Annotated in this window: 14 protein-coding genes; 1 reads left to right on the forward strand and 13 read right to left on the reverse strand. The window is 70.7% G+C overall.

Annotated features, from left to right (window positions below; translation table 11 throughout):
- Positions 1 to 27: 27 nt before the first annotated feature.
- On the reverse strand, positions 28 to 1221 hold the full coding sequence (locus ACFYXE_RS11640) for a TraR/DksA family transcriptional regulator (RefSeq protein WP_389311489.1): 1194 nt from the start codon (positions 1219 to 1221) through the stop codon (positions 28 to 30).
- Between the two features lie 597 nt (positions 1222 to 1818).
- Here ACFYXE_RS11640 and ileS point away from each other — a divergent pair.
- On the forward strand, positions 1819 to 4977 hold the full coding sequence (gene ileS, locus ACFYXE_RS11645; protein ID WP_361173072.1) for an isoleucine--tRNA ligase: 3159 nt from the start codon (positions 1819 to 1821) through the stop codon (positions 4975 to 4977).
- A gap of 212 nt (positions 4978 to 5189) precedes the next feature.
- Here ileS and ACFYXE_RS11650 read toward each other — a convergent pair whose 3' ends face one another.
- From ACFYXE_RS11650 to murF, 12 genes are all read right to left on the reverse strand, one after another.
- Positions 5190 to 6296: a DivIVA domain-containing protein gene (locus ACFYXE_RS11650; protein ID WP_389311492.1), complete on the reverse strand. Its 1107-nt coding sequence runs from the start codon at positions 6294 to 6296 to the stop codon at positions 5190 to 5192.
- A gap of 46 nt (positions 6297 to 6342) precedes the next feature.
- Positions 6343 to 6627 carry a YggT family protein gene (locus ACFYXE_RS11655; RefSeq protein ID WP_249590439.1) on the reverse strand — a complete coding sequence of 95 codons (285 nt, stop codon included), beginning with the start codon at positions 6625 to 6627 and terminating at the stop codon, positions 6343 to 6345.
- Between the two features lie 80 nt (positions 6628 to 6707).
- On the reverse strand, positions 6708 to 7334 hold the full coding sequence (locus ACFYXE_RS11660; protein ID WP_389311495.1) for a cell division protein SepF: 627 nt from the start codon (positions 7332 to 7334) through the stop codon (positions 6708 to 6710).
- Positions 7335 to 7458: 124 nt separating this feature from the next.
- On the reverse strand, positions 7459 to 8178 hold the full coding sequence (locus ACFYXE_RS11665) for a YggS family pyridoxal phosphate-dependent enzyme (RefSeq protein WP_361173065.1): 720 nt from the start codon (positions 8176 to 8178) through the stop codon (positions 7459 to 7461).
- A 6-nt stretch (positions 8179 to 8184) separates the two neighbouring features.
- Complete coding sequence (pgeF, locus tag ACFYXE_RS11670; protein WP_389311498.1) at positions 8185 to 8895, reverse strand: peptidoglycan editing factor PgeF; 711 nt, start codon at positions 8893 to 8895, stop codon at positions 8185 to 8187.
- A gap of 17 nt (positions 8896 to 8912) precedes the next feature.
- Positions 8913 to 10139 (reverse strand): cell division protein FtsZ, encoded by a 1227-nt coding sequence (ftsZ, locus tag ACFYXE_RS11675; protein ID WP_361173059.1) that lies wholly within the window; start codon positions 10137 to 10139, stop codon positions 8913 to 8915.
- A 276-nt stretch (positions 10140 to 10415) separates the two neighbouring features.
- A complete protein-coding gene (locus ACFYXE_RS11680; protein ID WP_389311500.1) occupies positions 10416 to 11207 on the reverse strand; it encodes a cell division protein FtsQ/DivIB in 792 nt (263 codons plus the stop codon).
- A gap of 14 nt (positions 11208 to 11221) precedes the next feature.
- Positions 11222 to 12316: an undecaprenyldiphospho-muramoylpentapeptide beta-N-acetylglucosaminyltransferase gene (gene murG, locus ACFYXE_RS11685; RefSeq protein ID WP_361173054.1), complete on the reverse strand. Its 1095-nt coding sequence runs from the start codon at positions 12314 to 12316 to the stop codon at positions 11222 to 11224.
- 6 nt (positions 12317 to 12322) lie between these two features.
- Complete coding sequence (gene ftsW, locus ACFYXE_RS11690) at positions 12323 to 13633, reverse strand: putative lipid II flippase FtsW (protein WP_389311503.1); 1311 nt, start codon at positions 13631 to 13633, stop codon at positions 12323 to 12325.
- 49 nt (positions 13634 to 13682) lie between these two features.
- On the reverse strand, positions 13683 to 15122 hold the full coding sequence (gene murD, locus ACFYXE_RS11695) for a UDP-N-acetylmuramoyl-L-alanine--D-glutamate ligase (RefSeq protein ID WP_389311505.1): 1440 nt from the start codon (positions 15120 to 15122) through the stop codon (positions 13683 to 13685).
- Complete coding sequence (mraY, locus tag ACFYXE_RS11700) at positions 15104 to 16174, reverse strand: phospho-N-acetylmuramoyl-pentapeptide-transferase (RefSeq protein ID WP_361173045.1); 1071 nt, start codon at positions 16172 to 16174, stop codon at positions 15104 to 15106. The genes murD and mraY overlap by 19 nt, the downstream gene beginning before the upstream one ends.
- Positions 16171 to 17586, reverse strand: a complete 1416-nt coding sequence (gene murF / locus ACFYXE_RS11705) for a UDP-N-acetylmuramoyl-tripeptide--D-alanyl-D-alanine ligase (protein ID WP_361173043.1) — start codon at positions 17584 to 17586, stop codon at positions 16171 to 16173. The genes mraY and murF overlap by 4 nt, the downstream gene beginning before the upstream one ends.
- Position 17587: the final 1 nt, after the last annotated feature.

The raw sequence follows: 17587 nt of genomic DNA on the forward strand, positions 1-17587 counted from the left end.
GTGCGGGTACCGGAGCGCAGGCCGCGCTCAGGAGCGCCGTTCCTGCTTCTGCTTGCACTCCACGCACAGGGTCGCGCGCGGGAAGGCCTGCATGCGTGCCTTGCCGATCGGATTGCCGCAGTTCTCGCAGAGGCCGTAGGTGCCCGCGTCGAGGCGTTCCAGGGCCCGCTCGGTCTGCTCGAGCATCTCGCGGGCGTTGGCGGCCAGCGCCATCTCGTGCTCCCGCGTGATGTTCTTCGTGCCAGTGTCCGCGTCGTCGTCGCCCGCACCGTCGCCGGAGTCCCGCATCAGCCCCGCGAGGGCCTCTTCGGAGGAGGAGATCTCGCTGCTCAGCCGCAGAGCCTCGCTCTGCAGCTCCGCGCGCGCCTCGGCGACCTCCGCCGGGGTCCAGGGGTCCTCGCCGGGCCGGACGGCGAGCTCGCCGGGCTCCGCCGCGCCGCCGCGTGCCTTGGGCACCGCCGTCGGCTTCTTCGCCGCTGTCGCCGTGCCCGGAGTCTTCTTCGCAACCACCGTCGTGGCTCCCGTCGTCTCCGCGGCCTCGGCCGCGTCCTCGGCCGCGGACGCGGCCGTCTTCTTGGCGGTGCTCTTCTTGGCCGTGCTTTGGTGCGCGGTGCTCTTGTGCGCGGTGCTCTTCCCGGTGGCCGCCTTCTCGGCCGGAGCGGCCTCCCCGGCGGCGTCCCCGGGGGTGACGGCGCTCTCGGCGGTGGTGTCGGTCCCGTGGTCCACCGCTTCGGCGGCGCTCTTCTTGGCCGCCGTCTTCTTGGCGGTGGTCTTGGCGGCGGCCTTCTTGGTGCCGGTCTTCTTGGCGGTGCTCTTCGTGGCGGTGCTCTTCGCCGCCGCGGTCTTCCCCGCGGGCGTCGCCGGGGTCTGCGTCGACCCGGACTCGGCCGGTCCGGACTCGGCCGCTCCGGACTCCGTCGGCCCGGGCGGCGCCGTCCCGGTGGCCTTCTTCGCCGTCTTCTTCGCCGTCTTCTTCGCGGCGGTCTTCTCGGCGGCCGCCTTCTTCGCCGCGGTCTTCCTGGCCGCCGCCCTGGGCGCCGTCGGCTCCGCCTCCTCGCCCGGGGATACCCCACCGGCCGCCCGCGCGGCCGCGGCGGCCCGGGCGGGACCGGCCGCCCCGTGCGTGCTCTTCTTGCCGCTCACATCCTTGGCCGTCCCCGCGGCCGCGCCTGTGGATCTGCCGGACGCCGACTGCTGTACGGCGGTCTTCTTCGCCACCATGGCCGCGGCCCCTTCACATATTGTGATCTTGCTCGCGAATCGTGCTGGGACGATAAATCGACTCCAGGCCCGCGGCAACGGGGCACGCCGCCCGATCCGCCCGCCCCACGGGTGCCGCGCGGCGAGTCTGCAAGCGTTGTGCCCAACTCCCTGGCCGGTAATCCGCCGCCCGGAGCGCGCCGGGAACCGCTCGGCCCCCATGTCGCCATTCGGGTCAGTCCACGCCCGCCGCCCCACCCGCCCCGGGGCCCCCGGAAAACCGGTCGGCCGCCCCTCTCCGGGCGCCGTACACTGGGCGGCAGCGAGAAGCGTGGATGGGGACGAGTAGCGGCGTGAGCAGCCATGAGCGACCCGGGGACGGTGTGAGCCCGGGGGCCTGCGCGACGTGAAGATCACCCCGGAGCCGCCGGAAGAACGCCGAGGCCGCAGTGCCGACGCCAGTAGACCCGGCCTCGCGACCCCAATGAGGGGGCTCACCGGCACGAGCGTCGTTCCGGAGGGCCAAGGAGGGTGGTACCGCGGGAGCGCGCCGCAGCAGGCGCACAGGGCTCTCGTCCCTCCGACGGAAGGCTGCACATCCGTTGGAGGAGCTCGTTGATGACGCCGCCGCAGTACCGCCAGGTGCCCGCCCAGGTCGACCTGCCCGCCCTCGAGCACGCCGTGCTCGACTTCTGGGACCAGCAGAAGATCTTCGCCAAGAGCCTCGAGCAGTCCGAGGGCCGCCCCGAGTGGGTGTTCTACGAAGGACCGCCGACGGCCAACGGCATGCCGGGCGCCCACCACATCGAGGCCCGCGTCTTCAAGGACGTCTTCCCGCGCTTCCGCACCATGCGGGGCTACCACGTGGCCCGCAAGGCCGGCTGGGACTGCCACGGCCTGCCCGTCGAGCTCGCCGTCGAGAAGGAGCTCGGGTTCAGCGGCAAGAAGGACATCGAGGCGTACGGCATCGCGGCGTTCAACGCCAAGTGCCGTGAGTCCGTCACCCGGCACACCGACGCCTTCGCCGATCTGACGACTCGCATGGGGTACTGGGTCGACCTGGACGACGCGTACCGCACGATGAACCCCGAGTACGTGGACTCGGTCTGGTGGTCCCTGAAGGAGATCTTCAACAAGGACCTGCTCACCCAGGACCACCGCGTCGCCCCCTGGTGCCCGCGCTGCGGCACGGGCCTGTCCGACCACGAGCTGGCGCAGGGCTACGAGACGGTCGTCGACCCGTCCGTCTACGTCCGTTTCCCCCTCACCTCCGGTCCTCTCGCGGGCCAGGCCGCCCTCCTCGTCTGGACGACGACCCCCTGGACCCTCGTCTCCAACACCGCCGTCGCCGCGCACCCCGACGTGACCTATGTCGTCGCGACGAAGGGCTCGGAGCATCCCGAGAAGCTGGTCGTGGCCCAGCCGCTCGTCGAGAAGGCACTCGGCGAGGGATGGGAGACGACCGGCGAGACCTTCACCGGCGCCGAGATGGAGCGCTGGACCTACCAACGTCCCTTCGACCTCGTGGAGTTCCCGGCTCCGGCGCACTACGTCGTCAACGCCGAGTACGTCACCACCGAGGACGGCACCGGTCTGGTCCACCAGTCCCCCGCCTTCGGTGAGGACGACCTCAAGGTCTGCCGCGCGTACGGCCTGCCGGTCGTGAACCCGGTCCGCCCGGACGGCACCTTCGAGGAGGACGTCCCGCTCGTGGGCGGCGTCTTCTTCAAGAAGGCCGACGAGACGCTCACCAAGGACCTGGACGACCGCGGCCTGCTCTTCCGCCACATCGCGTACGAGCACAGCTACCCGCACTGCTGGCGCTGCCACACCGCGCTCCTCTACTACGCGCAGCCGTCCTGGTACATCCGCACCACGGCCATCAAGGACCGCCTCCTCCAGGAGAACGAGAAGACCAACTGGTTTCCCGACTCGGTCAAGCACGGCCGCTTCGGCGACTGGCTGACCAACAACGTCGACTGGGCGCTGTCCCGCAACCGCTACTGGGGCACCCCGCTGCCCATCTGGCGCTGCGAGGAGGACCACCTCACCTGCGTCGGCTCGCGCGCGGAGCTCTCCGACCTGACCGGCACCGACCAGTCGGAGCTCGACCCGCACCGCCCGTTCATCGACGAGATCACCTTCCCGTGCCCGCAGTGCGAGAGCACCGCCACGCGCGTGCCCGAGGTCATCGACGCCTGGTACGACTCGGGGTCGATGCCGTTCGCGCAGTGGGGCTACCCGTACAAGAACAAGGAGCTCTTCGAGAGCCGCTACCCGGCGCAGTTCATCTCGGAGGCCATCGACCAGACCCGCGGCTGGTTCTACACGCTGATGGCCGTCGGCACCCTGGTCTTCGACAAGTCCTCCTACGAGAACGTCGTGTGCCTCGGCCACATCCTCGCCGAGGACGGCCGCAAGATGTCCAAGCACCTGGGCAACACCCTGGATCCCATCCCGCTCATGGACCAGCACGGCGCCGACGCCGTCCGCTGGTTCATGGCGGCCGGCGGCTCGCCGTGGGCGGCCCGCCGGGTGGGCCACGGCACCATCCAGGAAGTGGTCCGCAAGACCCTCCTCACGTACTGGAACACGGTGGCCTTCCAGGCGCTGTACGCCCGTACGTCGCAGTGGGCCCCGAGCGAGGCCGACCCGGCGCCCGCCGACCGCCCGCTCCTGGACCGCTGGCTGCTCAGCGAGCTGCACGCGCTCACCGACCAGGTCACCCAGGCCCTGGACAGCTACGACACCCAGCGCGCGGGCAAGCTCCTGTCCGTCTTCGTGGACAACCTCTCGAACTGGTACGTCCGCCGCTCCCGCCGCCGCTTCTGGCAGGGCGACAAGGCGGCGCTGCGCACCCTGCACGAGGTCGTCGAGACGATCACGCGCCTGCTGGCCCCGCTGACGCCGTTCATCACGGAGCGTGTCTGGCAGGACCTGGTCGTGCCGGTCACCCCGGGCGCCCCGGAGTCGGTGCACCTGTCGTCCTGGCCCGAGGCGGACCTCTCCGCGATCGACCCGGAGCTCTCCCAGCAGATGGTGCTCGTGCGCCGCCTCGTCGAGCTCGGCCGCGCCACGCGCGCGGAGTCGGGCGTCAAGACCCGTCAGCCGCTCTCGCGCGCGCTGATCGCGGCCACCGGCTTCGACTCGCTCAACCCGGAGCTGCACGCCCAGATCACCGAGGAGCTCAACGTCTCCTCGCTGGCGTCGCTCTCCGACGTCGGCGGTTCCCTGGTCGACACCACCGCCAAGGCGAACTTCCGGGCGCTCGGCAAGCGGTTCGGCAAGGGCGTCCAGGCGGTCGCCAAGGCCGTCGCCGAGGCGGACGCGGCCGCGCTGTCCCTCGCCCTGCGCGAGGGCACGGCCTCGGTCGAGGTCGACGGCGAGACGGTGACGCTGGCCCCGGACGAGGTCATCATCACGGAGACCCCGCGCGAGGGCTGGTCGGTGGCGTCCGAGTCCGGCGCCACGGTCGCCCTCGACCTGGAGATCACCGAGGAGCTGCGCCGCGCGGGCCTGGCCCGTGACGCGATCCGCCTGATCCAGGAGGCCCGCAAGAACAGCGGCCTGGACGTCGCGGACCGGATCGCGCTGCGCTGGGCGTCCACGGACCCGGCGGCCGTCACCGCCCTGGCCGAGCACGCCGAGCTCATCGCGGACGAGGTCCTCGCCACGGACTTCGCCCAGGGCGAGGCCGACGACTCCTTCGGGCAGCCGTTCACCGACGACTCCCTGGGGCTGACGTTCCGCCTGCGCAAGGCCAGGACCGAGGCGTAAGCACCCGCACGAAGGCCCGGTCCCGCCGCTCCGGCGGGGCCGGGCCTTCGCCGTACCGGCCGCCCGCGCCCCCGCGCCCCCTGGGCCCCCGGGCCCGCGAACCGCTCCCGCGCCCCCACCGGACGCACCGCGCACAAAAGGGCCGGGCCCCCAGAGAATCCCTGGGGGCCCGGCCCTGAACGCTGCCGACGCCTATGGCGTGGTCACGCCCGTCAGTTGTCGTCCTCGTCGATGAGGAAGCCACGCATCGGCGACGGAGCCTGCTGCATCGGCGCGGGACCCTGCGGCCGCACCGGCGCCATCGGCTGGGTCATCGCCGGCGACATCTGCTGCTGGCCGCCGTAGGACGGGCCGCCGGCGGGCTGGTTGTTGCCGCCCATCGACTGGTTGCCGCCGTAGGACGGGGCACCCGCACCGGCCGGAGCCATCGACGGCGCCGGGGACGGCGGCAGCGAGGCGGTGGCCGGCGTGCGCGGCGGGGCCAGCGAGTCGTCGGCCTGGGTCTCCAGCTGGCGCAGCTGCGACTCCAGGTAGGACTTCAGACGCGTGCGGTACTCGCGCTCGAAGCCGCGCAGGTCCTCGACCTTGCGCTCCAGCGTGGCGCGGGCGGACTCCAGGGAGCCCATCGCGACGCGGTGCTTCTCCTGCGCGTCCCGCTCCAGGGCGTCGGCCTTGGCACGGGCGTCACGCTCCAGGCCCTCGGCGCGCGAACGGGCCTCGCCGACGATCTTGTTGGCCTCGGAACGGGCCTCCGCGATCGCCTGGTCGGCGGTCTGCTGCGCGAGCGAGAGCACACGGGCGGCGCTGTCGCCACCGGGGCCCTGACCGGGCTGCGGCATCTGCGGGCCACCCATGGGACCGCCGCCCATGGGGCCACCCATCGGGCCGCCCATCGGACCCTGGCCCATCGGGCCGGGACCCTGCGGACCGCCCTGCGGGCCGTGGCCGCTGGGGCCTGCGGGCAGCTGCGGCGCACCGCCCGGCAGCTGCGGCGGGCCGCCCATGGGGCCGCCCATCTGCTGCTGCTGCGGCGGGACCGGCTGCGGACCCGATATTGCGGCAGGCACGGGGGCGCCGGGACCGCGCTGGTCCTGGGGCCCGTCGGGGCCCTTGCGCATACCACCCTGCTGCTGGTTCTGCGCGGCGGCACGGGTGGCCGCGGCCAGCTTGGCGCGCAGGTCCTCGTTCTCGCGGAGCAGGCGGGTCAGTTCGGCTTCGACCTCATCGAGGAAGGCATCGACCTCGTCCTCGTCATAGCCTTCTCGGAGGCGGACGGTCGTGAACTGCTTGTTCCGCACGTCCTCGGGGGTCAACGGCATCTCTTCACCTCAACGTAGTCGTCGGCATTCGGCAAGACCGTATCGTTCACAAGCCGCTCACGACGGTGATCAGGATGTAGACGATGATCATCAGTACGAAGAAGGACAGGTCGAGCGCCACGCCCCCGAGACGCAGCGGCGGAATGAACCGCCGCAGAAGCTTGAGCGGTGGATCAGTGACAGTGTAGGTGGCCTCCAGAACGACCACCATCGCCTTGCCGGGTTGCCATGAGCGGGCGAACTGGAAGACGTAGTCCATGACCAACCGGAAGATCAACACGATGAGGAAGCACATCAGCGCGATGTAAAGCACCTGCAAGACCACGCTCATGTCCGCGGTTCCCTCTCCCCTGTTACTCGTGTCTTCGTCGTTCCGGTACTGCGTCTACGGCTACTACTGCAACTTACGTCTCAGCTCTGGTTGAAGAACCCGCCCTCTGCGATGCGAGCCTTGTCCTCCGCCGTTACATCGACGTTAGCAGGCGACAACAGGAACACCTTCTGCGTCACTCGCTCAATGCTGCCATGCAGACCGAAGACCAGACCGGCGGCAAAGTCGACAAGTCGCTTCGCGTCCGTGTCGTCCATCTCGGTCAGATTCATGATCACCGGAGTGCCCTCACGGAAGTGTTCCCCGATGGTACGGGCCTCGTTGTAGGTCCGGGGGTGCAATGTGGTGATGCGGTAGGGCTCCCGCTCGGACACGACCTTGGGCATGATCACCGGTGCGTTCTTCTCCAGGCTCTGACGTTCGGGTGTGATAGATGCCACGGGGGCGATTCGCGCCGGACGTCCGGATTCCGCGGCTAGCGAAGCGGAATGGGCCGCCGGCTCACGCTGGGCGGGCGGCTGCACCACTCGTACCGATTCGTCCCGTTGTGACTGGTGGGACTGATGCGGCGGTTCGTGCCTCCTGCGGTCGCGCTCGGGCTCCGGCTCGGGTTCGAACTCGTCATCGGGGTCGAACCCCGGACCGTCGTACCCATCGTCCTCCACGAGGCCGAGGTAGACCGCCATCTTGCGCATCGCGCCGGCCATGCTCTGAGTCCTCCGCTCTGTGGTGGATCGGCTGTCGTCACCAACTGCCCGCGATCCACGAGGTATCCCCGCCCAACAGCGAGAATGACCATATTTTCTGCTGTGGTCCGACTTCTTGGCGACGTTACCCGAGCCCGGGTCGGACTCCGAGTACCGCCGTACCGACGCGCACATGTGTCGCTCCGGCCGCCACGGCCTCCTCGAGGTCCGCACTCATCCCTGCCGACACCATGTTCGCAGCAGGATGAGCCGCGCGCAGGAGGGTTGAGAATTCCACCAACCGCTCGAACGCCGCCTGTTGCCGCCCCGCGTACGGACCGGTGAGCGGGGCGACGGTCATCAGACCGTCGAGCCGCAGCCCCGGCGCCCCGGCCACGAGGTCGGCCAACTCTTCGATTCCGCCGGGACCCACGCCGCCGCGCTCGCCCCGGCCGTTCTCCCCGGCGTCCAGCGCGACCTGGATCAGGCAGCCGACCTCGCGCTCCGCGCGCTGCGCGCCCGCCGACAGGGCCGTGACCAGCTTGGGGCGGTCCACGGACTGCACCAGACCGGCATAACCGAGCACGGAACGGACCTTGTTGGTCTGCAACTGGCCGACGAAGTGCCAGGTGAGGGGAAGGTCCGCGCACTGCGCCGCCTTCGGCGCCGCGTCCTGGTCCCGGTTCTCCGCGACGTGCCGCACCCCGAGTTCGGAGAGGAACCGCACGTCACTGGCCGGGTAGGTCTTCGTGACCACGATCAGGGTCACTTCCTCGCGTTTGCGGCCGGCCGCGGCGCACGCCGCGGCGATGCGCTCCTCGACCTTCGCGAGGTTTGCGGCGAGTTGCGTCTTACGCTCCGTCATGCCCTATCAGTCCAGCCAGACATAGCCCGCGAGACGACCGGTGGTCCGGTCGCGGCGGTACGAGAAGTGGTCACCGGATTCCAGGGTGCACACCGGCGACTGCTCCCGGTCGCACACCCCGAGCCGCTCCAGTTGGGCGTGCACGCCCGCGCTCACGTCGACGGCCGGCGTGCCCCAGCTCGTCTCGGCGTACGCCGCGGGTTCGACGGCGGCGACCTCGGCGCGCATCGCCTCGGGCACTTCGTAGCAGTTCCCGCAGACCGCGGGTCCGGTGCGGGCGACGATGCGGCCGGGCTCCGCGCCCAGCGCCACCATCGCCTCGACGGCGGCGGGGACGACGCCCGCCACCATGCCGGGGCGGCCCGCGTGGGCGGCGGCCGCCACCCCGGCGACCGGGTCGGCGAGCAGGACCGGCGTGCAGTCCGCGGTGAGGACCGCGAGGGCGAGGCCCCCGCGGGCGGTCACCAGGGCGTCGACGGCCGGGATCTCGGTGCCGGGTTCCCAGGGGCCTTCGACCACCGCGACCTCGCGGCCGTGCACCTGGTTCATCCAGACGACCCGGTCCGGGGCGACGCCCAGGGACGTGGCGGCCAGCGTGCGGTTGCGCCGCACGGCCCCGGGGTCGTCGCCGACCGCGCCGCCGAGGTTGAGCTCTTCGTACGGAACGGCGCTCACCCCGCCCCACCTGTCGGTGAAGGCGAAGTGCGCGCCGCTCACGGTGCTGTGCTTGCTTATCACTTCAAGAAGTCCGGCACGTCCAGCTCCTCGGCCTGGCTGTCCTGGTAGGGACGGGCCGGCGGAACCTGCGGCGGGGCCGTCGGCGCGGAGGGGGACTCGCTCGCCGGGGCCGCTTCCGCGGGCTCCGGGGTCGCGGGCTCCTCGCGCGGGGTGACCGAGCCGAGACCGCTGAAGGCCGGCCGGGACGACTCCGCGGGACGGGCCGGGGTCGCCGGCTCCTCCCGCTTGGCCGAGCCGGACGCCGAGCCGAGGACGTTGTCCCGCTTGGACGGTGGCTGTCCGCCGTCGAAGCCCGCCGCGATGACGGTGACCCTGACCTCGTCGCCGAGCGCGTCGTCGATGACCGCGCCGAAGATGATGTTGGCCTCGGGGTGCGCGGCCTCGCTGACCAGCTGCGCCGCCTCGTTGATCTCGAACAGGCCGAGATCCGAGCCGCCGGAGATGGAGAGCAGCACGCCGCGCGCGCCGTCGATGGACGCCTCGAGCAGGGGCGAGGAGATCGCCATCTCGGCGGCGGCCACCGCGCGGTCGTCGCCGCGGGCCGAGCCGATGCCCATGAGCGCCGAACCGGCCTCGGACATGACCGACTTGACGTCGGCGAAGTCGAGGTTGATCAGGCCGGGCGTGGTGATGAGGTCGGTGATGCCCTGGACACCGGAGAGCAGGACCTGGTCCGCCGACTTGAACGCGTCGAGGACGGAGACCTGGCGGTCCGAGATGGACAGGAGCCGGTCGTTGGGGATGACGATGAGGGTGTCGACCTCTTCGCGCAGCTCCGCGATGCCGTCCTCGGCCTGGTTGGCACGACGACGGCCCTCGAAGGTGAACGGCCGGGTGACCACACCGATGGTGAGGGCGCCGAGCGAACGCGCGATGTTGGCGACGACAGGTGCGCCGCCGGTACCGGTGCCGCCGCCTTCGCCGGCGGTGACGAAGACCATGTCGGCCCCCTTGAGGACCTCCTCGATCTCCTCGCGGTGGTCCTCGGCGGCCTTGCGGCCGACGGCCGGGTTGGCGCCGGCGCCGAGTCCGCGGGTGAGTTCACGGCCGACGTCGAGCTTGACGTCGGCGTCGCTCATCAACAGGGCTTGCGCGTCGGTGTTGATGGCGATGAACTCGACGCCCTTGAGACCGACCTCGATCATCCGGTTGATGGCATTGACACCACCGCCGCCGACACCGATGACTTTGATGACTGCGAGGTAGTTCTGCGGTGCTGCCACGTCGAAGGCCTCTCGCCTCGAGTTACGTGTCGCCGTTTCGCTTCTGTTGCGACGCGACGACTGATGCCGAATGGGACGGTCCGAACGCCGACCCGAACCCTAACGCTGAAGTTTAGGGTTACCAGTGTGTCTGTTCCCTGGACTCTTCCGAACAGGACACTAAGTCGACAAGTGGCGCACGTTCAACGAACACGCCGAACCTCCCGTTTTTCTTTTCACCCTATGTGATCAGCCGTAGCGCTGCCGAACCAGGGTGCTGGCCTGCGACGATATGCGTCAACTCCCCGATGACGCAGGCGCGGTGGGGACGCTCACATCGAAGTGCCGTGCCTTGGGGGCCGCTTTCATCAGTGCGGTGAGCGTTCGTGCTTTCGTGCGACCCTTCTCGCCGCTCCCCCAGTCGACGGTGCGTGAGCCACGCAACTCCAGTGTGATGGAGTCGTACGAACGGACCTTGACGTTCCGGGTGTCTCCGGCCACCGCGTCGGGCAGGTCGCCGGCGACCCGGACCGCCTCGCGCAGCAGCCGGTCGGTGCCGAATCGGCGCAGGCTGGCCGCCCCGCTCTCGTGATCCGGCGTCAATTCGAGCTTCGGGACGCCCTTGGGTGCGCGTTCGACCGTGGCGAATCGCACGCCCTTGGCGTCCACTTCGACGTACTTCCCGCCCTTCTCGATGAGGAGAACGGGCTTACGTTCCGTCACTTTGAGTCCGATTCCGTGCGGCCAGGACCGGACGACGTCCACCGAATCGATGCGGGGCAAGGCCGAGCGCAGCCGGTCCTCGATGGCGTCCGTGTCGACCGAAATCAGGGGGGAGCCGACGGGGGCCGCGGCCGCTTCCCGGACTTCTGAGGGCGTCAGGACGCGGGTTCCCGACGTCTTCACGCGCTCCAGCCGCAACCACTGCGACCCGTAGAGGACCCAGATGCCGCCGGCCGCGAGCAGCACGGCGAGCACCAGGACCAGGACGAGGGTGCGCGAGCGCGGCAGCGCGACGCGGCGCAGGCGCGGCGGGCGGGGCGGGCCGGACTTCTGCTGCTGCCGTTCGGCGGTGGTCGGTCCGGCCACGGTCCCCTGCCTTCTCACGCGTTACGGCGTGACGCAATCGCCTCGTACACCATGCCGACGAGGAGCTCGTCGGCGTCCCGGCGGCCGAACTCCGAGGCGGCGCGGGACATCTCGTACAGCCGGTGCGGATCCGCCAGGACGGGCAGGACGTTGCCCTGGACCCACTCGGGCGTCAGTTCCGCGTCGTCGACCAGCAGTCCGCCGCCCGCCTTGACCACCGGCTGGGCGTTCAGCCGCTGTTCGCCGTTGCCGATCGGCAGCGGGACGTAGGCGGCGGGGAGCCCGACGGCGGAGAGTTCGGCCACGGTCATCGCGCCCGCGCGGCAGAGCATCATGTCGGCCGCGGCGTACGCGAGGTCCATCCGGTCCACGTACGGTACCGGGATGTAGGGGGGCATCCCCGGCATCTGCTGCACCTGCGGCAATTCGTTCTTCGGACCGACCGCGTGCAGGATCTGGATTCCGGCGCGCTGGAGCACCGGGGCGACCTGCTGGACGACCTCGTTCAGCCGCCGGGCGCCCTGCGAGCCGCCCGAGACGAGCAGGGTCGGCAGGTTGGGGTCGAGGCCGAAGGCGGCACGCGCCTCCGGGCGGACCCGGGCCCGGTCGAGCGTGGCGATGGTGTGCCGCAACGGGATGCCGATGTAGCGGGAGTTGCGCAGCTTGCTGTCGGGGGTGGCGACGGCCACCCCGGAGGCGTACCGCGAACCGATCTTGTTGGCCAGGCCGGGGCGCGCGTTGGCCTCGTGCACGACGATCGGCACACCGGCCCGCTTGGCGGCCAGATAGCCGGGCAGCGCCACATAGCCGCCGAAGCCGACGACGCAGTCCGCCTTGGTGCGCTCCAGGATCTGCTCGGCCGCCTTGATGGTGCCGCGCAGCCGGCCCGGGACGGTGATCAGCTCAGGAGTGGGCTTGCGCGGCAGCGGGACGGCCGGGATCAGCGCGAGTTCGTAGCCCCGCTCCGGTACGAGCCGGGTCTCGAGTCCGCGCTCCGTGCCCAGGGCCGTGATGCCCACGGTCGGGTCCTGCCTCCGCAGGGCGTCCGCGAGGGCGAGCGCGGGCTCGATGTGGCCGGCGGTCCCCCCACCGGCGAGTACGACATGCACCGAAATTCACCGCTCTCCGGACGAACGCGTCGTGACGCGCCGTCGCATCGTGTTCCATCTCACCCGAGGTTGCCGCATGGCCAGGGCCGCCTTCGCCGCGGGGTCCGACCGCGCGAAGGCGATCAGGAGTCCGATGGCGAACATGGTCGGCAGCAGGGCCGAACCCCCGTAGGAGAACAGCGGGAGCGGGACACCGGCGATCGGCAGCAGACCGAGCACCGCACCGACGTTGATCACGGCCTGCGCCGTGATCCAGGTGGTCACGCCTCCCGCGGCATACCTCACGAAGGGGTCCTCCGTGCGTCCGGCCACGCGGATACCCGCATAGCCTAGAGCCGCGAAGAGGGCGAGCACCGACAGTGTCCCTGCCAGGCCGAGTTCCTCTCCCGTGATGGCGAAGATGAAGTCGGTGTGCGGTTCAGGCAGTTGACCCCATTTTTCCACACTCGCGCCGAGACCGGAACCGAAGAATCCGCCGGAGGCCAGGGCGTAGATGCCGTGCACGGCCTGCCAGCACTGGTCCCCGGGGCCGGGATCGGTGGCCCCGATGCAGCCGAGTCGCGCCATGCGGTTGGGGCTGGTCTTGATGAGAATCACACCGAGCAGCGCCGCGATGCTGAGCACGCCGGCGAACAGCCGGGTCGGTGCCCCGGCCAGCCAGAGCAGGCCGAACAGGATCGCGGTGAGAATGATCGCCGTGCCCATGTCGCCGCCGAGCATGATGAGTCCGAGCAGCATGAACGCGACCGGGACGAGCGGCACCAGCATGTGTTTCCACTGGGTGAGGAGCCGCTTGTCGTGCTTGCGCGCGAGCAGGTCGGCGCCCCACAGGACCAGGGCGAGCTTCCCGAACTCGCTGGGCTGGAGCTGGAAGGGGCCGCCCAGGTAGATCCAGTTCTGGTTGCCGTTGACGCTGCGCCCTATCCCCGGGATCTGCACGAGGACCATCAGGAAGACGGTCACCGCGAGGATCGGGTAGGCCAGCGCCCGGTGCAGCTTGATCGGCATCCGCATGGCGACGAGCAGCAGGATCGAGCCGAGCACGGCCGCCACGAACTGCTTGCGGAAGAAGTACGAGGCGGGCAGGTCCAGCTGCAGCGCCTGGATCATCGACGCGGAGTAGACCATCACCAGGCCGAGCACGGTGATGAGCAGACTGCTGCCGAGGATCAGGTAATACGCGGTCAGCGGCCGGTCCCAGGCCCGGCGGACCCGGGTGTACAGCCGCCGGGGCCCGCTCTCGCCCGGAGGGTGGGAGGCACCTCTGGCGCGTACCGGAGCCGGTCGTCTGGCGACCCGCACGGAAGACCTGGCCACATTCCCCTCCCAAGGGTGTGCCCGGCGCCCCGCCGGGCGGTGAGCCCGGTCAGGCGCGCGTGGGGCCGAGTTCGCGGACGGCGTCGGCGAACGCTTCCCCACGCCTGTTGTAGTTGGTGAACATGTCCATCGACGCACAGGCCGGAGCCATCAGCACGGTGTCCCCCGGCTGGGCCAGCTCCGCCGCCCGGCGTACCGCCTCGGACATCGCCCCAGTGTCGGTCCGTTCGAGGTCGACGACCGGGACCTCGGGCGCGTGTCGCGCGAGGGCTTCACGGATCAGCCCGCGGTCGGCGCCGATCAGGACGACCCCGCGCAGCCGCGTGGCCGCCCCTTCGACGAGCTCGTCGAAGGTGGCGCCCTTGGCGAGGCCGCCCGCGATCCAGACGATCGACTCGTACGCCGCCAACGACGCCTGGGCGGCGTGGGTGTTGGTGGCCTTGGAGTCGTCCACGTAGGCGACGCCCTCGACGTCGGCGACGTGTTCGATGCGGTGGGCGTCCGGCCGGAAGGCCCGCAGGCCGTCACGGACGGCCGTGGCCTGCACGCCGAAGGCGCGCGCGAGGGCCGCGGCGGCCAGCGCGTTGGCGATGTTGTGCGGCGCGGGCGGCTGCACGTCGGAGATCTCCGCGAGCTCCTGGGCCTGCTTCTGGCGGTCCGGCACGAAGGCACGGTCGACCAGGATGCCGTCCACGACGCCCAGTTGCGAGGGCGCGGGCGCGTTCAGCGTGAAACCGATGGCGCGGCAGCCCTCTTCGACGTCGGCCTCGCGGACCAGGTCCTCGGTGGCCCGGTCGGCGACGTTGTAGACGCAGGCGACCTGGTTGCCCTCGTAGACGCGGCCCTTGTCGGCGGCGTACGCCTGCATGGAGCCGTGCCAGTCGAGGTGGTCGGGGGCCAGGTTCAGGACCGTGGCGGAGTGCGCGCGCAGCGAGGGCGCCCAGTGCAGCTGGTACGAGGACAGCTCGACGGCCAGCACGTCGTAGGCGTCGTCGCCCTCCTGGACCACGTCGACGATGGGCGTGCCGATGTTGCCGACGGCCGCGGTGCGCAGACCCGCCGCGGTCAGGATCGAGGCGAGCATCTGGGTGGTCGTGGTCTTGCCGTTGGTGCCCGTGACGGCGAGCCAGGGGGCCGCGTCGGGCCCGCGCAGGCGCCAGGCGACCTCGACGTCGCCGACGACGTCCACGCCCGCCGTCGCGGCCGCCGCGAAGAGCGGCGAGGCCGGCGGCCAGCCGGGCGAGGTGACCACGAGGTCGGTGCCGTCGGGCAGCGTCTCGGCGTCGCCGAGGCGTACGGCGACGCCCTCGGCCTCCAGCGACGCGGCGCGCTCCTGGTGGGCCGGGCCCGCGCCGCCGTCCACGACGGTCACACGAGCGCCGAGGCCGGCCAGGGCGCGGGCGGCGCTGATGCCGCTCACGCCGAGGCCGGCGACGGTGATGTTCTTGCCCTGCCAGTCGGACACAGAGGTCACTTTTCGGCTGCCCATCCCGCGTAGAAGAGACCGAGGCCGACGATCACGCACATGCCCTGGATGATCCAGAAGCGGACCACCACGAGGACCTCGGACCACCCCTTGAGTTCGAAGTGGTGCTGCAGTGGTGCCATCCGGAAGACGCGCTTGCCGGTGAGGCGGAACGAGCCGACCTGGATGACGACCGACATGGTGATGAGGACGAAGAGGCCGCCGAGCAGCGCGAGGAGCAGCTCCGTGCGGGAGCAGATCGCGAGGCCCGCGAGCGCGCCGCCGAGGGCGAGCGAACCGGTGTCGCCCATGAAGATCTTGGCGGGCGAGGTGTTCCACCACAGGAAGCCGAAGCAGGCGCCCATGAGCGCGGAGGCCACGACCGCCAGGTCCAGCGGGTCCCTGACCTCGAAGCAGGCCTGCGGGTTGGTCAGGGTGACCGCGTTGGCGCAGGACTCCTGGTACTGCCAGACGCCGATGAAGGTGTAGGCGCCGAAGACCATCACGGAGGCGCCGGTGGCCAGGCCGTCCAGACCGTCGGTGAGGTTCACGCCGTTCGACATCGCGAGGATCATGAACAGCGCCCAGACCACGAACAGGACCGGGCCGATCGACCAGCCGAAGTCCGTGACGAACGACAGCTTGGTGGAGGCCGGGGTCTGGTTGCGGTTGTCCGGCCAGTTGAGCGCGAGCACGGCGAAACCGATGCCGACGATCAGCTGGCCCGCCATCTTCGCCTTGGCGCGCAGGCCGAGCGAGCGCTGCTTGACGATCTTGATGTAGTCGTCGAGGAAGCCGACGAGGCCCATGCCGGCCATCAGGAAGAGCACCAGGAGGCCGGAGAGCGTGGTCTCCGTGCCGGTGATGACCTTCGTGAGGAAGTACGCGATGAGCGTGGCCAGGATGAAGGCGATACCACCCATGGTCGGCGTACCGCGCTTGCTGTGGTGCTCGCGCGGGCCGTCGTCCCGGATGAACTGTCCGTAGCCCTTGCGGGCCAGGAGCTTGATCAGCAGCGGGGTACCGACCAGGGTCAGGAAGAGCCCGATCACACCCGCGAAGAGGATCTGCCTCATCGGCCGGCGACCTGCCCCTCGGAAGACATCGCGGCGTCGTCGAGCAGCGCCGCGGCGACCCGCTCGAGACCGACCGATCTGGACGCCTTCACCAGCACGACGTCTCCCCCGCGCAGCTCGCTGCGCAGCAGGTCGATCGCCGCCTGTGCGTCGGACACGTGCACCGACTCCTCACCCCACGAACCCTCGTTGTATGCGCCCAGTTGGAGCCAGGACGCTTCCCTGCCCCCGACTGCCACGAGCTTGCTCACGTTGAGCCGGACGGCAAGGCGTCCGACCGCGTCGTGCTCGGCGAGCCCCTCGTCCCCGAGCTCGGCCATCTGGCCGAGCACCGCCCACGTACGTCGCCCCTTGCCCATGGCCACGAGCGCGCGCAGGGCCGCTCGCATGGACTCGGGGTTCGCGTTGTAGGCGTCGTTGACGACCGTCACGCCGTCCGGGCGCTCGGTGACCTCCATCCGCCAGCGGGACAGCGTGCCCGCCTCGGAGAGCGCGAGGGCGATCTCGTCCACGGACATGCCCAGCTCATGGGCGACGGCGGCCGCGGCAAGCGCGTTCGACACGTGGTGCTCACCGTACAGCCGCAAGGTCACGTCGCTGCACCCGGAGGGTGTGTGCAGCGTAAAAGCAGGCTGTCCGTTCTCTGTGAGCCGGACATTTTCCGCGCGTACGTCGGCATCGTCGGATTCGCCGAACAGGAGCACCCGCGCCTTCGTGCGCGAGGCCATCGCGCGGACGAGGGGGTCGTCGGCGTTCAGGACCGCGGCCCCGTCCGCCGGCAGCGACTCCACGAGCTCGCCCTTCGCTACCGCGATCTGCTCGCGGCCGCCGAACTCGCCGATGTGGGCGGTGCCGACGTTCAGGACGAGGCCGATCTTCGGCGGGGTGAGGCCGGCGAGGTAACGGATGTGGCCGATTCCGCGCGCCCCCATCTCCAGGACGAGGAAGCGCGTCTCGTCGGTGGCGCTGAGCGCGGTCAGCGGCAGGCCGATCTCGTTGTTCAGCGAGCCCGGCGTGAAGACCGTGGGCGCCTTGCGCTGCAGCACCTGGGCGAGCAGGTCCTTGGAGCTGGTCTTGCCGACCGATCCGGTCAGTGCCACCAGGGTGGCGCCGAGCCGCTCCACGACGTGCCGGGCGAGGGCGCCGAGCGCCGCCTGCACGTCGTCGACGACGACGGCGGGCACCCCGACGGGGCGCGCGGCGAGCACGGCGACCGCGCCCGCGGCGACCACGTCGGCCGCGTAGTCGTGGCCGTCGACGCGCTCGCCGACGAAGGCGACGAAGAGGCTGCCGGGCTCCACCTCACGGGAGTCCCGGACGACGGGTCCGGTGACCTGGACGGCCGGATCCGGTATGTCGTACGTCTGCCCGCCGACGACGGTGGCGATCTCGGCGAGGGAGAGGGCGATCACA

The organism is Streptomyces sp. NPDC002564 (assembly GCF_042889645.1).
Lineage (GTDB): Bacteria > Actinomycetota > Actinomycetes > Streptomycetales > Streptomycetaceae > Streptomyces.

Bases quoted from the DNA above. Each gene is read 5' to 3' on its own strand.
- ACFYXE_RS11650 (WP_389311492.1), bottom strand. From the start codon at position 6,296: ATGCCGTTGACCCCCGAGGACGTGCGGAACAAGCAGTTCACGACCGTC.
- ACFYXE_RS11640 (WP_389311489.1), bottom strand. From the start codon at position 1,221: ATGGTGGCGAAGAAGACCGCCGTACAGCAGTCGGCGTCCGGCAGATCC.
- ACFYXE_RS11660 (WP_389311495.1), bottom strand. From the start codon at position 7,334: ATGGCCGGCGCGATGCGCAAGATGGCGGTCTACCTCGGCCTCGTGGAG.
- mraY (WP_361173045.1), bottom strand. From the start codon at position 16,174: ATGAGGCAGATCCTCTTCGCGGGTGTGATCGGGCTCTTCCTGACCCTG.
- murD (WP_389311505.1), bottom strand. From the start codon at position 15,122: ATGGGCAGCCGAAAAGTGACCTCTGTGTCCGACTGGCAGGGCAAGAAC.
- ACFYXE_RS11655 (WP_249590439.1), bottom strand. From the start codon at position 6,627: ATGAGCGTGGTCTTGCAGGTGCTTTACATCGCGCTGATGTGCTTCCTC.
- ACFYXE_RS11665 (WP_361173065.1), bottom strand. From the start codon at position 8,178: ATGACGGAGCGTAAGACGCAACTCGCCGCAAACCTCGCGAAGGTCGAG.
- ileS (WP_361173072.1), top strand. From the start codon at position 1,819: ATGACGCCGCCGCAGTACCGCCAGGTGCCCGCCCAGGTCGACCTGCCC.